This window comes from Natrialbaceae archaeon AArc-T1-2, assembly GCF_030273315.1.
In the GTDB taxonomy this organism is placed as follows: Archaea; Halobacteriota; Halobacteria; order Halobacteriales; family Natrialbaceae; genus Tc-Br11-E2g1.
This window is the reverse complement of sequence record NZ_CP127174.1, coordinates 501,796-518,699: the sequence shown is the minus strand read 5'-3', so window position 1 is coordinate 518,699 and position 16,904 is coordinate 501,796. Positions and strand designations below refer to the sequence as shown.

Genomic DNA, 16,904 nt, shown 5'->3' with positions numbered 1-16,904 from the left:
GACCCGGACCGGTGTCGCCTCACTCTCGGTACGTTTATGTCGCCGTCGCTACAGTGTGTGGGTATGACAGTCGACCTGAGCGAGTTCGATCATCCGGCGTGGACGGCGATCGGAGGGACGGTCGTGGGCTACCTGCTAATTCTGGTTGTGTTGACCGTCGTTTTGTTTCTCGTGCCGTGGCTGTTGTTCGCAATGTTGTAGTCGAACGCGATGCGTTCGCCGTGACTGTGATCCCGACCGTGCGAAGAGAAAATGAGGTGGAGCGATGACTACGCCGACGGACCGTGACGGATCAGGCGAACGTCTTCGAGACCTCGTCGGTCTCGTCGCTTTCAGCCTGGACTTTCTCCCAGGCGTTGCGGAAGTCCTCCATGCGGATCTCGGTGCGATCGTCGCGGATGGCGAACATACCGGCTTCGGTACAGACGGCCTTGACGTCGGCACCAGAGGCGTCCTCGGCTTCTTCGGCTAAGGCCGCGAAGTCGACGTCGTCGGCGACGTTCATGTCGCGGGTGTGGATCTCGAAGATGATCTCGCGGCCTTCCGCGTCTGGCTTGGGAACTTCGATGAGCCGATCGAACCGTCCCGGCCGGAGGATAGCGCGATCGAGCATGTCGAACCGGTTCGTCGCGGCGATGATCCGGATCTCGCCACGTTCCTCGAAGCCGTCCATCTCGGAGAGCAGCTGCATCATGGTGCGTTGGACCTCGGCGTCGCCGGAGGTCTTCGACTCCGTGCGCTTCGAGGCGATGGCGTCGATCTCGTCGATGAAGATCACGGCGGGTTCGTGCTCGCGTGCGACCTCGAAGAGGTCACGCACGAGCTTTGCCCCCTCGCCGATGAACTTGTGGACGAGTTCGGAGCCGGCCATCTTGATGAAGGTCGCGTCGGTCTGGTTGGCGACGGCCTTCGCGAGCATCGTCTTGCCCGTCCCCGGCGGCCCGTACAGCAACACGCCCGACGGCGGATCGATGCCGACCTCTTCGAACATATCGGGCTTCTCTAGGGGCATCTCGACCGTCTCTCGCACTTCCTGCATCTGTTCTTCGAGACCGCCGATGTCCTCGTAGCTCACCTCGGGGCTCTCGGTGACCTCCATCACGCGAGCACGCACGTCCGTTTCGTCGGAGAGCGTCTTGACGATAGACAGCGAGTTGTTGACGGCCACGCGTGCGTCTGGCTCTAGACCCTCGCGCATCTCCTCGGTGACCTCGGTCAGCGCCTCCTGGTTGTTGCCGTGTTGTTTGATGATGACCCCCTCGTCGGCCATCTCCTGAACCGTGGCAACGAAAAGCGGCGACTGCTTGAGCTTTTTGTTCTCGTGGGTGAGGCGTTCGAGTTTCTGCTGGTACTTGTTGTTCTCGGCGTTCGCATCGAGGAGTTTATCTCGCATCTCCTCGTTTTGACTCTCGAGAACCTCCAGGCGTTCCTCGAGCGCCCGTATTTTCTCCTGTTGGGACGCCTCCTCTTCGTCGTACGGGAGGTCGACGTCGTCCACAGTATCGCTCATCACCCGTGCGTAAGGGGTTGGTTCATAAGAGACTTCGGGTAGCCACAGCCGGCCCATGCCAATTACTCAAAGTTATATATAGGAACAGAAAATATTATTAAGCCGTATGCACAACTGCGGAGTACGATGAGCACAACAGAGCCGTTCCGACAGGACGAATCCAACTCCCGCGGGAGCTGGGAAGACGTTCGAGAGCTCCCTCCGAGTGCGAAACTGGTCGCGAAGGTACTCGAGTACAACGACACGATGACCCAACAGGAGATCGCCGAGGAGACCCTGCTTCCGACTCGGACCGTTCGGTACGCCCTCAACCGTCTCGACGAGGAACACGTCGTCGACTCCCGGTTTTCCTTCTCGGACGCTCGCAAGCGACTGTACAGTCTGGACATCGAATCCTGAGCTCACGCGAGCGGTCCGTCGACGGTGATCTCCCCACGTCGGTGGGCCGTTGACGTCCGGTTCCGATCAGTTTCACTGCGCTCTCCGAACCCCTTTAGGGGACGGTGTCCAACGGGCTGATAGATGACGCGGGTGATACACACGGGCGACACCCACATCGGGTACCAGCAGTACAACGCGCCCGAGCGACGACGTGACTTCCTCGAGGCGTTCCGATCGGTCGCTACAGACGCCGTCGCCGACGACGTCGACGCAGTGGTCCACGCCGGCGACCTCTTTCACGACCGCCGGCCAGGGCTGGTCGACCTCCAGGGGACGATCGACGTCCTCCGGACGCTTTCCGAAGCGGGGATTCCGTTTCTCGCGATCGTCGGCAACCACGAGGGGAAACGCGACGCCCAGTGGCTCGATCTCTTCGAGGATCTGGGACTGGCCACGCGGCTGGGTGCCACGCCCCACGTGATCGACGACGTGGCTTTCTACGGCCTCGATTTCGTCCCGCGCTCGCGACGCGACGACCTCGCCTACGAATTCGAACCCGTCCCCGAGACGGCAGACCACGCCGTCCTCGTCGGCCACGGCCTGTTCGAACCGTTCGCCCACGCCGACTGGGACACCGAAACCGTCCTCGAGGAGGCGACCGTCGACTTCGACGCCGTGTTGCTCGGGGACAATCACGCCCCCGGCACCGCCGAGGTCGCCGACACCTGGGTCACGTACTGCGGCTCGACCGAACGCGCGAGCGCGAGCGAACGCGAGGCGCGTGGCTACAACCTCCTCACCCTCGCAGACGACGTCCGGATCGCCCGCCGTGCCATCGAGGACGCCCGCGAGTTCGTCTTCGTCGACGTCACTCTCGCGGAGGACGAAGGGGCAGATCGAGTCCGCGACCGGGTTCGGGAGTACGACCTCGCCGATGCGGTCGTAATCGTCACCGTCGAGGGCGAGGGCGAACCGATCACGCCCGCCGCGATCGAGGAGTTCGCCCTCGAGCGGGGTGCCCTGATCGCTCGCGTCAACGACCGCCGGGAGATCGAAGGAGACGACGAGGAACTCTCTGTTCACTTCGCCGACCCCGACGACGCCGTCCGCAAGCGGGTTCGCGAGCTCGGACTGAGCGACGCCGCCCGCGAGATCGACCGGACGGTCAGAGACGGTGCGGTCGCGGACGCGAACGTCCGCGAAACGGTCGAACGACGGGTCCAGGAGCTGCTCGAGGACGATCCCACGACGCTCGAGCCGGCAGCGGACGGGCAGGCGGCCGTCGAAGAAACAGGGGCGTCTGCAGACGGCGTCGACGATGACGAAGGCGACGGCGACGGAGACGGAGACGCCTCCGAGACGACGGGCGAACCGACCGACGGCGAACAGATCTCGATGGGTGAGTACTCGTGAGAGTCGAGCGGATCCGCCTGCGAAACTTCAAGTGTTACGACGACGCCGACCTCGCGCTCGAACACGGCGTCACGGTCGTCTACGGCGTCAACGGCAGCGGGAAGTCGACGCTGCTCGAGGCCGTCTTCTTCGCGCTGTACGGCTCGAAGGCCCTCGACGACCGCACCTTAGACGACGTGATCACGACCGGCGAAGACGAGTGTGAGGTCGCGGTCGGGTTCACCCACGACGGACGGGACTACCACGTCGACCGTCGCCTGAAACGACGCGGCGACCGGGCGGCGACGACGAAATGCGTCCTCGAGACGCCCGACGGAACGATCGAAGGAGCCCGTGACGTCCGCCGGCGGATCACCGAGCTGTTGCGGATGGACGCCGACGCGTTCGTCAACTGCGCGTACGTCCGCCAGGGGGAGGTCAACAAGCTCATCCACGCCTCGCCGAGTGACCGCCAGGACATGATCGACGACCTCCTCCAGCTCGGTTCGCTCGAGGAGTACCGCGAGCGAGCCAGCGACGCCCGTCTGGGCGTGAAGACGGTACTCGACGGCCAGCGAGACGTCCTCGAGAATCTGCGCGAACAGGTCGAGACCAAAGAGAACAAAGACCTCCACGAGCGCCTGAACGGCCTCGAGTCCCGTCGCGTCGCCGTTCGTGACGAGATCGACCGCTTCGAGGACCAACGCGAGCAGGCCCGCCGGACCCTCGAGGAGGCCCGCGAGGTTCTCGACCGTCACGAGGAGACGCGAACGGAGATCGACGACCTCGAGACGGAGATCGAGGAGTTACGTGAGAAGATCGCCGAGACCGAACGCGAACGCGAGGACGCCGCCGAGGAAATCCGCGAACTCGAGAGCCGTCGCGAGGAACTCGCCGACGAACGCGACCGGCTCCTCGCAGACGCCGACCTCGAGGGCGCGTCGGTCGAAGACCGGATCGACGAACTCGAGGCCCGCGACGAGGAGCTTCGAGAGCGGATCACCGAGATACAGGTCGCGATCGAGGAGGGGACGAACGACGTCGATCGACTCCGGTCGGCGGCCGACGACCTCGAGAAACGGGCCGAGCGTGCTCGCGAGGAGGCCGAGGAGATCGAATCGACGCTCGAAGACGACGAGGAGACGCTCACAGAACGCGAACGGAACCTCGACGAACTCGAGGTCGAGATCGAACGCGCACGGGAAACGTTCGAGGACGCCCCGATCGCGTTCGGTGACGCGGCCGGTCACCTCGAGCGTCTCGAGGCCGACCGCGAGGAACTCCTCGCCGAGACGAACGAACTCGAGGCCGAGATCGCGACCGTCGAGGCGGCGATCGAAGACGGCGAGGCCTTGCTCGAAGAAGGCAAGTGTCCCGAATGCGGTCAGCCGGTCGCTGACTCGCCACACGTCGACGTCCTCGAGGACCGCCGCGACGAACTCGCGGAACTCGAGACTCGGCGTGACGAGTTCGCCGAGGAGCGAGCCGACCTCGAAGAGCGGATCGACCGCGCCGAACGGCTTCGGGAGGCCGAGCGGACGGTCGACCGCCTCGAGGATAGACGCGAGGACGTCTCCCGGCTGCTCGCGGAGAAGCGCGAGGCGATCGACACCCGCCGCGAGAACCGGGACGGATTGCTGGCCGACGCCGAGGAGTACGAGACCGAAGCCGAGACGAAACGGACGAAAGCCGAGGAACGCGAGAGCGACCTCGAGGAGGTCCGGGCCGAACTCGGCGAGATAAACACCGAACGCGGCGAGATCGGAACGCGTCTCGAGGCGCTCGAGCGAGTCGAAACGATCGCCGACGAACGGACGACACTCGAACGCGAGATCGAGACGCGACGCGAGCGTCGCGAGAACTGGGAGACGCTGAACGCGGAGCGACGCGAGACGCTCTCTAAGAAACGCGAGCGCAAACGCGACCTCGAGGCCGAGTTCGACGAAACCCGAGTCGAATCCGCCCGCGAGGACGCCGAAAACGCTGCCGACTACATCGAGAAAGTCGAGACGAAACTCGCGGAACTCGAGGGCACCCTCGAAGAGGTACAGGGTGCAATCGGCGCGACGGAGAACGAACTCGAGGAGCTCGAATCGCTTCGGGACCGACTCGGGGCCGTCGAGAGTCGGTGTGACCGGCTCGAATCGCTGTATGCGGAGACCGAACAGCTACAGGCGACCTACGGCGACCTCCGTGCTGACTTGCGCCAGCGTAACGTCGAAACCTTAGAGCGGCTGCTGAACGAGACGTTCGAACTCGTCTACCGGAACGACTCCTACGCGGGCATCGACCTCGACGGCGAGTACCGGTTAACGGTCTACCAGAAAGACGGCGAGTCGCTCGAACCCGACCAGCTCTCGGGTGGCGAGCGGGCGCTGTTTAACCTCAGTCTGCGATGTGCGATCTACCGGCTGCTCGCGGAAGGCGTCGACGGGACCGCGCCGATGCCGCCGCTCATTCTGGACGAGCCGACCGTCTTCCTGGATTCGGGCCACGTCACGCAACTCGTCTCGCTCGTCGAGTCGATGCGCGAACTCGGCGTCGAACAGATCGTCGTCGTCAGCCACGACGAGGAACTCGTCGGTGCGGCCGACTCGCTCGTCCGCGTCGAGAAAGACGCCACCTCGAACCGGTCGCGACTCGAACGCGGGAACCCGCCGGAGGCGGAGCTGCTCGCGTCCGACTAGTCCGGCGCGTCGGCGGTCAATTCGTCCTCGCTCGCAGTCGTCGCGTCCCGAATCGCCGACAGCGCTCGCTCGCAGTCGTCGCTGATCCGGTAGCCGCGTTCGCCGTCGACGTCGACCTCCTCGAGCAATCCGGCGGCGGCGAGTTCGGCCAGCCGGCCGTGGAGGTCGCTTTCACAGACGTCGTACCGCTCGAGGATCGTTCGAACGTCCGTCGCCCCTCGTTCTGCGAGCTCGAGCAGAAAGCCAAGCGTCTCGTCGTCGTGGACGCCACGGAGGAGCCGCCGAATCGCCGGATCGACGCCGGTGGCCGCCGTCTCGAGGACGGTCGCGTCTTCTTCGGGCTCGAGGCGGTCGTTTCGGACGTAACACTCGTTGCCGGTCGTCGGATCCCGAACGAGACTCGCCTCCGCGGATCGTTTGAGAAGCAGATACCGGGTGCCGTCGTCGTCGCGTACGGGTTTCATTCGTCGCAGTCTCGGTCCTCATCTTTCGACTCGACGTTCGAAACCGTTTCGGTCGGCCCGGTTTCTGCGTCCGGCTCGTCGGCCGTCGCCGAGTCGTCGTCGCTGTCGAGCGGTTCGTACTCGGTGTCGCTGTCACGGAACGCGCGATACCGTCGGTAGGCGAACCCGAACAGGGCGAGCCCGCCGACGATCAGGACGCCCCCGTCACGAAACCGGCCCAGAAAGCCGATAATCATGACTCCGACCGAGACGAAGAGAACGGCGGCGTTGACCACGATGACGGTCGCCCAGAACGTCTTGAGAAGTTCCGAGGGGACGTCGCTCTCGTCGGTCTCGACTTCCGGGATCGTGATCGTATCCGAGTTCGGATCGCGAAACTCTGCTTCCGGGTCGTACTCTTCCGGCTCGTATTCGGTCTTCTCGAAGAGGTCGAACTCCGACTCGGGGTCGAACGCACCTGATTTCTCGTCGTCTCGGTCCAGCACTACCGTTCGGTACGACGGCGACGCCGAAAAAAGGTTCCCGTTGGATACTCAGGCGAACTCTTCGAGCTCGAGCGTTCGAGTTGTCTCCACCCACGCAAGTGGATTCTCGGCGTCGTAGAATACGACGCCATCGTCGGTCTCGTAGGCTTCGATCGTTTCGATGCCCGCTGGCTGGCTACGATCGTCGATACCGTCCGTCACGTCGTCGTTCACACGGGTGGACACGTCAGTCACCTCGGTCTGTGCTATGTGTTACCATATTATATGTCTTTCTCCTCCCCCGAAATTCGCACCTGCATCCGACGTCATTGTTGGGGTTTTTATTCGACGGCCGCTAACGCCAGCACTATGACCGACGAGGGGCAGACCGGGCTCGACGAGTTCACCGGACCCGACGACCGGCTGATCGAAGAGGCACAACACGTCGCCGGTAACGGCGGGGGTGTGGGTTACGACGTGGTCGACCCGATCGAAGAGACTCTGCCCGAAGCCAACGGCGAGTGCGAACTCGCCGTGATGCAGGTCGATTACACGATCGCCGGCTACGGCGACGACGAACGGCCGATCATGCACGTCTTCGGCCGGACGACCGACGACGACTTAGAGCACGTCCAGGTCGTCGGCTTTCGCCCCTACTTCTACGCGCCGACGGAGACGCTCGAGCGACCACCCGAGGAGGCCTACGACCGGATCACCGGCAGCCGTGAGCTAGACCACGATGGCGAACCCTACGAGAGCATCCGTGGCGAGAACCTCACCAAGATCTTCGGCCAGACGCCACGCGACGTCGGCCAGGTCAGAGACGACTTCGAGCACTACGAGGCCGACGTCCTCTTTCCCAACCGCTTTCTGATCGACAAGGACGTCCGCAGCGGCATCCGGGTGCCCGAACGCCGGGCGGAGGACGGCTCGCTCGTCGTCCCCCACGAGGAAGTCGAGGCCGCCGAGGTCGACGCCGACCCCCGCGTGCTCACCTTCGACATCGAGGTCGACGACCGCTCGGGCTTTCCCGAGGACGGCGAGGAACCGATCGTCTGTCTCACCAGCCACGACTCCTACCGCGACGAGTACGTCGTCTGGCTCTACGACGCCCCCGACGGCGACGGGCCGATCCCCGAAGACCTCGCTGGCTACGAGCCGATCGAAGGCGAGATCGATCGAGAGGTACGGACCTTCACCGAGGAGGAGGCCATGCTCGAGGCGTTCCTCGACTACGTCGACGACGTTGATGTAGATGTCCTTACAGGGTGGAATTTCGAGGATTTCGACGCTCCGTACTTCCTCGATCGCCTCGAGGAACTGAACGGTCCCCACCACGACTACGACCTCGAACCGGATCGGCTCTCGCGGGTGAACGAGGTCTGGCGCAGCGGCTGGGGTGGCCCCGACGTGAAAGGGCGGGTCGTCTTCGACCTGCTGTATGGCTACCAGCGGATGGTCTTCTCGGAACTGGACTCCTATCGGCTCGACGCCGTCGGCGAACAGGAACTCGGCGTCGGCAAGGAACGTTACCCCGGCGACATCGGCGACCTCTGGGAGGACGACCCCGAACGCTTACTCGAGTACAACCTCCGGGACGTCGAACTCTGTGTCGAACTCGACCGCCAGCAGGAGATCATCCCCTTCTGGGACGAGGTGCGCTCGTTCGTCGGCTGCAAACTCGAGGACGCGCCGACGCCGGGCGACGCGGTCGACATGTACGTCCTCCACGAGGCCCACGGCCGGTTCGTGCTCCCCTCGAAGGGCCAGCAGGAAGGCGGTGAGGAGTACGAGGGCGGGGCGGTGTTCGAGCCGATCACGGGGGTTAAAGAAAATGTGACGGTTCTGGACCTGAAGTGCTTCAGCGGCGACACAGAACTACTGACACCCGACGGTCCGAAGAATATCAAGGATCTTGAGGTCAGTGACGACGTATATACGCTCGATCCGGACACGTTCGAGTGTGAGATAACACCGGTTGCCGAAACACACGAATACGAGAACCGGTTCGATCGTCTCCACCATCTCAGCGGGAATACCCACGACCTCAAAGTAACCGAGAACCATCGATTCCTGGTCTCGAATACCCGGGGCTGGGACGGACTCGAGCCGGACGATTTCGAGTTCCTCGAGTATCGGGACATCCCGGAAACCGACCGGTTCGCGTTTCCGAACCACGAGCCGATGCCCGGGGCCACTCCGGAGACGTTCGATCTCTACGAGGACGTTGCGGGTGGGCACGTAGTCGTCTACACCGACGACGATCTCCGCTCGTTCCGTCATCGAGTGCCCGACGCGGTCGAGTCGTCGCTCGACCTCGTTCACGGATCGTCGGCTGCAATGGGCATCGAGAAAGCGGTCGGTAAATATCTCGTCCCACTATCCGTGTTCCGCGAACACGAGGCGGCTGTGCGGAGCCACGCCGCCGACGTTTTCCTGAAATACGGAAAAAAACACCGTGAAACGCCACTGTCTTTCGAAATGGCCGACTGGCTCGAGTTTCTCGGCTGGTACGTCACCGAGGGAAGTCTCGACCGAGGTAACGATCGGCTGACGATCCATCAGTCCAACGGTCCTCATCGCGACCGAATCCGGTCGCTCCTCGATCGGATGGGCATCAACTATACCGTCGACCAGCGGGGAATCAACGTCTCGAACCGGTACCTGTTCGAGTGGCTCGAGGACAACTGCGGGAACGGGTACGCGACCAAGTGCCTCCCCGAATGGGTATTCACCCTCGATGCCGACTATCTTTCGGGCCTTCTCGAGACGATGATCGATGGCGATGGCGAACGGGCGGAGTCCGGACTCGGAAAGTTCTGGACGAAAAGCGACCACCTCATGCGTGCCGTCTCGCGGCTCGCGGTTCGATGTGGCCACAAACCGACAGTATCGAAACAGAAGGACGGAACCTGGTACGTCTCCGTTGGAAAGCGCGGCTCGTTCAAGAAGTCCTCGAACGCAACCGTCGAATCCCACGATGGGAACGTGTATTGCGTTACCACCGCGGAGAACCACGTCGTTCTCGCGGGGCGGGGTGGAAACTTCCAGTGGGTCGGTCAGTCACTGTATCCGATGTGCATGACAACGGTTAACGCATCCCCGGAGACGAAGGTCGATCCCGACGCCTACGACGGGGAGACGTTCGTCGCGCCCACCGAACCCGAGCCCACCCACTTCCGCAAAGAGCCCGACGGCGTCAACCGCGAGATGATTACGGAGCTGCTCGCCGAGCGCGAGGAGAAGAAGGCGTTGCGAAACGAACACGAGCCCGGGACGCCCGAGTACGAGCAGTACGACCGCCAGCAGGGTGCCGTGAAGGTCATCATGAACTGCTTTACCCCGGATACGAACGTGTTGACGCCCGACGGCGTCTGCGGGATCACCGACCTCGAGGTCGGCGACGAGGTGTACTCGCTCGATCCGGAGACGCTACAGATGGAGGTGAAACCGGTCGTCGAGACCCACACCTACCCCGATTACGACGGCGAGCTCGTCGACATCGAGACGAGCAAGATCGACTTCCGCGTGACGCCGAACCACCGGATGCTCGTCCGGAAAAACGAGACCAACGGGATCACCGACGACGAGTACCGGTTCGTCGAGGCCGGCGACCTCGACCGGGCGACGAACTACGAACTGCCCCACGACTGGGACGGGCCCGAGGGGGAGGACCTCGAGGACGTCGATCTCACCGAGTTCGTCGCCGGCGAGTACGAGGTCTGGGTCCGGCCGTCGGTCCACGGCCACACGTTTACCGCCGAACTCGGCTGGACGCCCCGCCGGGTGCCCAAAGCCGACGTCGGCGAGGTCGGGTACGTCTTCACCGCCGCGGAGTTCGAGGAGCATCGCGACTACATCGAGGAGGTCTGTGAGACGAGTTACATCCACCGAGAATCCGGACGGAAGTGGATTCCACGGACTTACGACGGCGACGACGTCCTCCAGTTGCTCGCATGGTACGTCACCGAGGGGAACGTCTACACCTCCGACCGAAAGGAATTCGGCGAGAACGTCCGGGGCTCATCGACGACGGTCAAAGTCGCCCAGGACCGACCGGCCGTCGCCGACGGCGGCGTCGACCACCACGCGTCGATCGGCGACCTGCTCGAGAGGATGGAGCTTGACTACTACGTCGACGACCAGTCCTACCAGTTCACGTCGAAACTGCTCGGGGACTTCCTCGAGGACTGCTGTGGCGGCGACAGTTTCGAAAAGCGAATCCCGGAGTTCGTCTTCGACCGCTCACGACGACAGAAACGGCTGTTCCTCGAGACGCTCGTCGACGGCGACGGCGATCGGCAGGTGAACTCGTGGCGGTACTCGACCGCAAGCGAACGGCTCCGGGACGACGTCCTCCGGCTCTGTGCCCATCTCGGGCTGACGGCGAACTACAGCCGTGACAGTGGCTCGTGGCGGATCTACGTGACCGAAGCGTCGAAGAACACGCTCCGGATGCACCGGAGCGGATCCCGGAGCCAGGCCGAAAACGGGGTGTACTGTGTCACCGTCGAAGACAACCACACCCTGCTCGCGGGACGAAACGGCACGTTCCAGTTCGTCGGACAGTCCCTGTACGGCGTGTCGGGTTGGGAACAATTCCGACTATATGACAAAGAAGCGGCCGCAGCAATTACGGCGACAGGCCGCGAGGTGATCGAATTCACCGAAACCGCTGCCGAGGAGCTTGATTATCAGGTGGCTTATGGAGATACCGACAGCGTCATGCTCGAGCTCGACTCGGACGTCGCGGTCGACGACGCCATCGAGCAATCGTTCGATATCGAGGAGTACGTCAACGGCCGCTACGACGACTTTGCACGCGAGGAGTTGAACGCCGCTGAACATCGCTTTCAGATCGAGTTCGAGAAGCTCTATCGTCGATTCTTTCAGGCCGGCAAGAAAAAACGCTACGCCGGCCACATCGTCTGGAAGGAGGGCAAGGAGGTCGACGACATCGACATTACCGGCTTCGAGTATCAGCGCTCGGACATCGCGCCGATCACGAAGGAGGTTCAACACCAGGTCATCGAGACCGTCGTCACGGAAGGCGACGTCGAGGCCGTCAAAGCGTACGTCAACGGCGTCATCGAGGAGTTCCAGGCGGGCGAGGTGAGCCTCGAGGAGATCGCCATTCCGGGCGGCATCGGCAAGCGACTGGACGACTACGACACCGACACGGCACAGGTTCGGGGAGCGAAGTACGCGAACCTGCTTCTGGGGACGAACGTCCAGCGTGGGAGCAAACCCAAGCGACTCTACCTCGAGCGCGTCGATCCCGGCTACTTCGAGCGCGTCGAGGACGAACGTGGTCTCGATCCCCGCACCGATCCGCTGTACGGTTCGTTCAAACGGGATCCGGACGTCATCTGTTTCGAGTACGAAGACCAGATCCCCGAAGCGTTCGAAGTCGACTACGACAAGATGCTCGAGAAGACGCTCAAGGGACCGATCGAACGCATTCTCGAGGCACTTGACGTCTCCTGGGAGGAAGTCGAGTCCGGACAGGAACAGACCGGACTGGACAGCTTCATGTAGACTGACACCGCAACGGGTCGTGTTCCGTACGGCCATTTCGGTCAGTGAAACCGTTTTATCCGCCGTATAGTGAACCGCCCTGCTATCGCAACTGCAAGCGATGCAACCGTCTGTGTCTGTACGCTGTCGAGATTGCGGCCAACGGAACACCCCGCCCAGTCCAGCACGGGCCGATACCACGGCGTACACCACGGGAACCCTCCTGTGGACGGCGGTCTGATCGATCGAACGCTGTACTGCACTCCGATACCGACAATGAGACGAAACGTCCGACAGCAGGGTTCGACTCGGTCGATACAAACGAGTGTCCAGGTATTTCTCACCGTCAGCGGTATCGTGTTGCTCGTAGCCGGACTGGCACTCGCTATGGGCGGTGCGACTGTCAGCAACTCGCTCGGACAGGTGAGCGACGAGTGGGGCGAACCGGATTCGGATCCGGAGCCGGCTGGCGACGACGACACGACGGACGATGGTACCGATGACGATGCAGACGGCGACGACGTAGACGAGACCGACGACGAGCGGGACGACCAGGACGATCCTGAAGAAACCGACGACGACGAGCGAGACGAAACCGAGGACGACGGTGACGACGACGAGCGAGACGAAACCGAGGACGACGGTGACGACACGCACGCGCTGACGGTCCTGGTCGAAGACGAGGACGGGGATTCGATCGACGACGCCACCGTCGAACTCGAGGGCGACTCGAGCGGCGAACAGGTCGTCGCCGACGATGGCGAAGCCGGGTTCGACGACCTCGACGACGGCGAGTACACGGTGACTGCAGACGCCGACGACTACGACGCGACGACGGAAGACGCCGAGATCGACGGCGACGACGAAACGGTCACGCTAACGCTCGAAGAGGACGACGATGATGACACGCACGCGCTGACGGTCCTGGTCGAAGACGAGGACGGGGATCCGATCGACGACGCCACCGTCGAACTCGAGGGCGACTCGAGCGGCGAACAGGTCGTCGTCGACGATGGCGAAGCCGAGTTCGACGACCTCGACGACGGCGAGTACACGGTGACTGCAGACGCCGACGACTACGACGCGGCGACGGAAGACGTCGAGATCGACGGCGACGACGAGACGATTGCGCTGACGCTCGAAGAAGATGATGACGACACGCACGCGCTGACGGTCCTGGTCGAAGACGAGGACGGGGATCCGATCGACGACGCCACCGTCGAACTCGAGGACGCTGGGTTCGGTATCGGGTTCGGTCCGGACGACGAGCAGGACGTCGACGACGATGGCGAAGCCGAGTTCGACGATCTCGACGACGGCGAGTACACGGTGACTGCAGACGCCGACGACTACGACGCGACGACGGAAGACGTCGAGATCGACGGCGACGACGAAACGGTCACGTTAACGCTCGAGGAAGACTAAGTGGCGTTCAAAGCCTGAACTGATGGGTGAAACCGAGTGCGGTTGACCGGTTTCACTCATCAGTCGACGCTTGGAACGGTACTAAGGATTCCTCATACTATCGGACGTAACTGTGTGAAGATTCTCGCCACCCGGGGCGTCGAGAATCGTTCACGACTCACGTCCGGCAGTATCAAGCCTGAACGCGGGAGTTGAACCGACTGCAGGTGTCCGGTTCGACGCTTGACGGAGGTGACTTCGCGCGCTATATTCACAGGCGGTACAAGACGGATGCTCCGACCCTTGCGGTCGGGGAGGACGCCGACACCCGATGACACAAACCACGTCACGATGGCAGGCCCGCCACCCAACAAGTAACACGTGTCCGCGCACAGAGTCGGATCGGAACGGCAGAAAATTCGTTCTCAGAGGGCGGAAGAACTTACTCGACCGTCACGCTCTTTGCGAGGTTGCGCGGCTTGTCGATCGGTCGCTCGAGCAGCTTCGCAGCGTAGTAAGAAAGCAGCTGTAACTGGACGTTCGCGAGCAGCCCTGCCCAGACCGGATGCGTTTCGGGCACCGACAGGTGAGCGTCCGCGACGTCACAGAGCGGATGGTCGTCGGGGCCGACGGCGACGACCGGCGCACCGCGCGAGCGGGCCTCGATCGCGTTCGTCTTCGTCTTCTCGTCGTCACCACCCGTACAGACCGCGAACAGGGGTGTCTCTTCGGTCACGAGCGCGAGCGGACCGTGTTTGAGCTGCCCCGAGGCGAATCCCTCCGCGTGCTCATACGTGATCTCTTTGAACTTCAACGCCCCTTCGAGTGCCACCGAGTGGCCGAACCCGTTGCCGACGAAGACGTACGCCTCGCTCTCGAGGGTCTCCGCTGCGAGCGTTTCGGCCCGACTCGTCTCTAAGACCGTCTCGACGTGTCGTGGCAGGTCCGCGAGCGCATCGAGCATCGCCGCCCGGTCGTCGGCGGGCGTCGCATCGGGGACGTCCGCGGCGATGCGCTGGGAGAGCAACGCGAGCGTGACGACCTGCGAGGAGTACGTCTTCGTCGCTGCGACGCCGACTTCCGGACCGGCTCGGATGTAGATCGCCTCGTCGGTCTCGCGTGCGGCGGTCGAGCCGACCACGTTGGTGACCGCGAGCGTCCGCCCACCTCGAGCGCTGCCGGTCCGGACGGCCTCGAGCGTATCGGCAGTTTCGCCACTTTGGGTAACCGCGACGACGAGCGTGTTCTCGTCGACCGGGCCTGCGACCGATTCGTACTCGCTCGCACGGAGGGCCGTCGCCGGGATGCCGGCCGCTCGTAACAGCTGTCCGCCGTACATCGCCGCGTGATACGACGTCCCGCAGGCGACGAGCTGGACGGACTCGACGTCGGCGAACGCGCCGGGCGGGAGGTCCGCGAAGTCGACGTCGCCGTCGTCTATCCGGCCCTCGATCGTGTTCGAGAGCGCCGTCGGCTGGGAGTGGATCTCCTTTTTCATGTAGTGATCGTACTCGCCTTTCCCGGCGTCTTTTGGATCCCAGTCGACGGTGTCTACCGACCGATCGATCGGATTGCCCTCGAGATCGGTGAGCCGGTAGGAGTCGGGCTCGAGGACGACGAGGTCGCCGTCCTCGAGGTAGATCACCTCGTCGGTGTACTCGAGGAATGCGGGGACGTCGCTCGCGAGGAACCACTCCTCGTCGTCGACTCCGAGAACGAGCGGCGATCCCTTGCGTGCGGCGTAGATCCGTTCTTCACCGTCGACGATCGCAGCGATGGCGTAGCTGCCCTCGAGCGTGTCGACGGCTCGCCGAACCGCCTGTTCGGTGTCGCCGGTCGTCTCCCGGTACTCGTCGATGAGATGTGGGATCACTTCCGTATCGGTGTCGCTTTCGAACACGTGGCCGTTTGCCTGGAGTTCCGTCCTGAGCTGATCGTAGTTGTCGATGACGCCGTTGTGGACGACTGCGACGTCGCCTGCCGTGTCCGTGTGCGGGTGTGCGTTCTCGTCGGTCGGCGGCCCGTGCGTGCTCCAGCGCGTGTGCCCGATCCCGACGTTTCCGGACGGACGGGAATCGAGCGTCGACTCGAGGTCGGAGACGTCGCCGGAGCACTTGTGAACCTTGACGCCCGATCCGTTCTGAACCGCGATCCCCGCCGAATCGTACCCCCGGTACTCGAGGTTCTCGAGTCCCGAAAGCAGCGTCTCCGTCGCGTTGCCGTCACCGACCCGTGCGATGATGCCACACATCAGCCGCCCACCCCCTCCCGGGATGGCACGTCCTGGGGGTGCCGACGAGCGGCTGTCCTGATCGTACTGGATCGGTTCGAGACCGCTGCCCGGAGTGCAGTACTGTTCCGTGTCATTGGTATCACCTACCCGCGTGTCGTCCACTGCTGGACGGGCGGGGGTCTCCACGCGCTGCTAAGGGAAACAGCAGCCATTACTATACGACGGATAAGACGGTCGCCATGGGTTATACCGTACGAAAGACGGTTTCAGCTGCGACAATTTTCGAGCCGGGCGATCGTCGTTATCGAGTGCCCGAATTACGAGAGAACGGATTTTCGACGTCGTCGGAGCCGTATTCGTCTAGTTCGACTTCGGCCAGGGTGATGACGTTCTCGCGACCGATCGATCGTTTCTCTATCGTCCCCTCGGCGTGCATCTGTGAGCAGATACGGCTCACTTTCGACTTCGACCATCCGGTCTCGTCGGCGATCTGGTGTTGGCGAACGTATCCGTCGTTTGCGACGAGCAGCCGAACGACCTTTCCCTCGTCGCTTAAAAGCTCCGGCGGCGTCTCCGGTGAGAGGTACCGTTCGTAGCCCGAGCGATCGTCGGGTTGCGAGCGGTCCGTCTCGCCCGGTTCGTTCGTCACGCCCGTAACCGTCGAACGAAACGGAATGTCGACGTCGCGTTCTGAAAGCACTTCTGTCGCGCGTAACGCGACGAGTACACCGATCAATAAAAAGAGAACCGCGACCAGGGCCATCTCCCAGGACCACGCCGCGCGAAGCGGCTGCATCCAGGACGACGACCCCCCTGATCGGTCGCCGATCCCGAGCGACGATACAACCGCGT

12 protein-coding genes are annotated in these 16,904 nt (G+C 63.2%); 6 read left to right on the top strand and 6 right to left on the bottom strand.

Annotated elements, in window-relative coordinates:
• The first annotated feature begins 63 nt into the window (after positions 1-63).
• On the top strand, positions 64-201 hold the full coding sequence (locus QQ977_RS02540) for a hypothetical protein (RefSeq protein ID WP_285927352.1): 138 nt from the start codon (positions 64-66) through the stop codon (positions 199-201).
• A gap of 91 nt (positions 202-292) precedes the next feature.
• Here the strand turns inward: QQ977_RS02540 and pan1 are convergent, their stop codons facing one another.
• Entirely contained in the window at positions 293-1,510 is a 1,218-nt protein-coding gene (gene pan1 / locus QQ977_RS02535) for a proteasome-activating nucleotidase Pan1 (protein ID WP_285927350.1), read from the bottom strand.
• Between the two features lie 126 nt (positions 1,511-1,636).
• Between pan1 and QQ977_RS02530 the strand changes: the two genes are divergently transcribed.
• The 3 genes from QQ977_RS02530 (at position 1,637) to rad50 (ending at position 5,970) form a co-directional block, all read left to right on the top strand.
• Complete coding sequence (locus QQ977_RS02530; protein WP_285927349.1) at positions 1,637-1,909, top strand: MarR family transcriptional regulator; 273 nt, start codon at positions 1,637-1,639, stop codon at positions 1,907-1,909.
• Between the two features lie 123 nt (positions 1,910-2,032).
• Positions 2,033-3,304, top strand: a complete 1,272-nt coding sequence (mre11, locus tag QQ977_RS02525; RefSeq protein WP_285927348.1) for a DNA double-strand break repair protein Mre11 — start codon at positions 2,033-2,035, stop codon at positions 3,302-3,304.
• Positions 3,301-5,970 carry a DNA double-strand break repair ATPase Rad50 gene (gene rad50 / locus QQ977_RS02520; RefSeq protein WP_285927347.1) on the top strand — a complete coding sequence of 890 codons (2,670 nt, stop codon included), beginning with the start codon at positions 3,301-3,303 and terminating at the stop codon, positions 5,968-5,970. Before mre11 ends, rad50 begins: the two co-directional genes overlap by 4 nt.
• Here the strand turns inward: rad50 and QQ977_RS02515 are convergent.
• The 3 genes from QQ977_RS02515 to QQ977_RS02505 are packed head-to-tail and all read right to left on the bottom strand — an operon-like array spanning position 5,967 to position 7,153.
• Positions 5,967-6,434 carry a DUF7346 family protein gene (locus QQ977_RS02515; RefSeq protein WP_285927346.1) on the bottom strand — a complete coding sequence of 156 codons (468 nt, stop codon included), beginning with the start codon at positions 6,432-6,434 and terminating at the stop codon, positions 5,967-5,969. The two genes, rad50 and QQ977_RS02515, sit on opposite strands and share 4 nt — an antisense overlap.
• A complete protein-coding gene (locus tag QQ977_RS02510) occupies positions 6,431-6,919 on the bottom strand; it encodes a DUF7322 domain-containing protein (RefSeq protein ID WP_285927345.1) in 489 nt (162 codons plus the stop codon). The genes QQ977_RS02515 and QQ977_RS02510 overlap by 4 nt, the downstream gene beginning before the upstream one ends.
• Before the next feature lie 48 nt (positions 6,920-6,967).
• The gene (locus QQ977_RS02505) at positions 6,968-7,153 is read right to left on the bottom strand and encodes a DUF7331 family protein (protein ID WP_285927343.1); all 186 of its coding nucleotides are present in this window, start codon (positions 7,151-7,153) and stop codon (positions 6,968-6,970) included.
• 114 nt (positions 7,154-7,267) lie between these two features.
• Here QQ977_RS02505 and QQ977_RS02500 point away from each other — a divergent pair, with 114 nt between their 5' ends.
• Positions 7,268-12,436 (top strand): DNA polymerase domain-containing protein, encoded by a 5,169-nt coding sequence (locus QQ977_RS02500; protein WP_285927342.1) that lies wholly within the window; start codon positions 7,268-7,270, stop codon positions 12,434-12,436.
• A 366-nt stretch (positions 12,437-12,802) separates the two neighbouring features.
• A complete protein-coding gene (locus QQ977_RS02495) occupies positions 12,803-13,840 on the top strand; it encodes a carboxypeptidase-like regulatory domain-containing protein (protein ID WP_345783348.1) in 1,038 nt (345 codons plus the stop codon).
• Positions 13,841-14,261: 421 nt separating this feature from the next.
• On the opposite strand, the gene glmS is transcribed toward QQ977_RS02495, so the two are convergent.
• Together glmS and QQ977_RS02480 are read right to left on the bottom strand one after the other, a co-directional pair.
• Entirely contained in the window at positions 14,262-16,070 is a 1,809-nt protein-coding gene (glmS, locus tag QQ977_RS02485) for a glutamine--fructose-6-phosphate transaminase (isomerizing) (protein WP_285927340.1), read from the bottom strand.
• A 283-nt stretch (positions 16,071-16,353) separates the two neighbouring features.
• On the bottom strand, positions 16,354-16,848 hold the full coding sequence (locus tag QQ977_RS02480; RefSeq protein ID WP_345783347.1) for a helix-turn-helix transcriptional regulator: 495 nt from the start codon (positions 16,846-16,848) through the stop codon (positions 16,354-16,356).
• Between the last annotated feature and the right edge of the window lie 56 nt (positions 16,849-16,904).

What these genes read in the sequence shown, in the direction of transcription:
- QQ977_RS02540 (WP_285927352.1), top strand. Translation starts at nt 64, where the DNA reads ATGACAGTCGACCTGAGCGAGTTCGATCATCCGGCGTGGACGGCGATC.
- pan1 (WP_285927350.1), bottom strand. Translation starts at nt 1,510, where the DNA reads ATGAGCGATACTGTGGACGACGTCGACCTCCCGTACGACGAAGAGGAG.
- QQ977_RS02530 (WP_285927349.1), top strand. Translation starts at nt 1,637, where the DNA reads ATGAGCACAACAGAGCCGTTCCGACAGGACGAATCCAACTCCCGCGGG.
- mre11 (WP_285927348.1), top strand. Translation starts at nt 2,033, where the DNA reads ATGACGCGGGTGATACACACGGGCGACACCCACATCGGGTACCAGCAG.
- QQ977_RS02515 (WP_285927346.1), bottom strand. Translation starts at nt 6,434, where the DNA reads ATGAAACCCGTACGCGACGACGACGGCACCCGGTATCTGCTTCTCAAA.
- QQ977_RS02500 (WP_285927342.1), top strand. Translation starts at nt 7,268, where the DNA reads ATGACCGACGAGGGGCAGACCGGGCTCGACGAGTTCACCGGACCCGAC.
- QQ977_RS02495 (WP_345783348.1), top strand. Translation starts at nt 12,803, where the DNA reads ATGGGCGGTGCGACTGTCAGCAACTCGCTCGGACAGGTGAGCGACGAG.
- glmS (WP_285927340.1), bottom strand. Translation starts at nt 16,070, where the DNA reads ATGTGTGGCATCATCGCACGGGTCGGTGACGGCAACGCGACGGAGACG.
- QQ977_RS02480 (WP_345783347.1), bottom strand. Translation starts at nt 16,848, where the DNA reads ATGCAGCCGCTTCGCGCGGCGTGGTCCTGGGAGATGGCCCTGGTCGCG.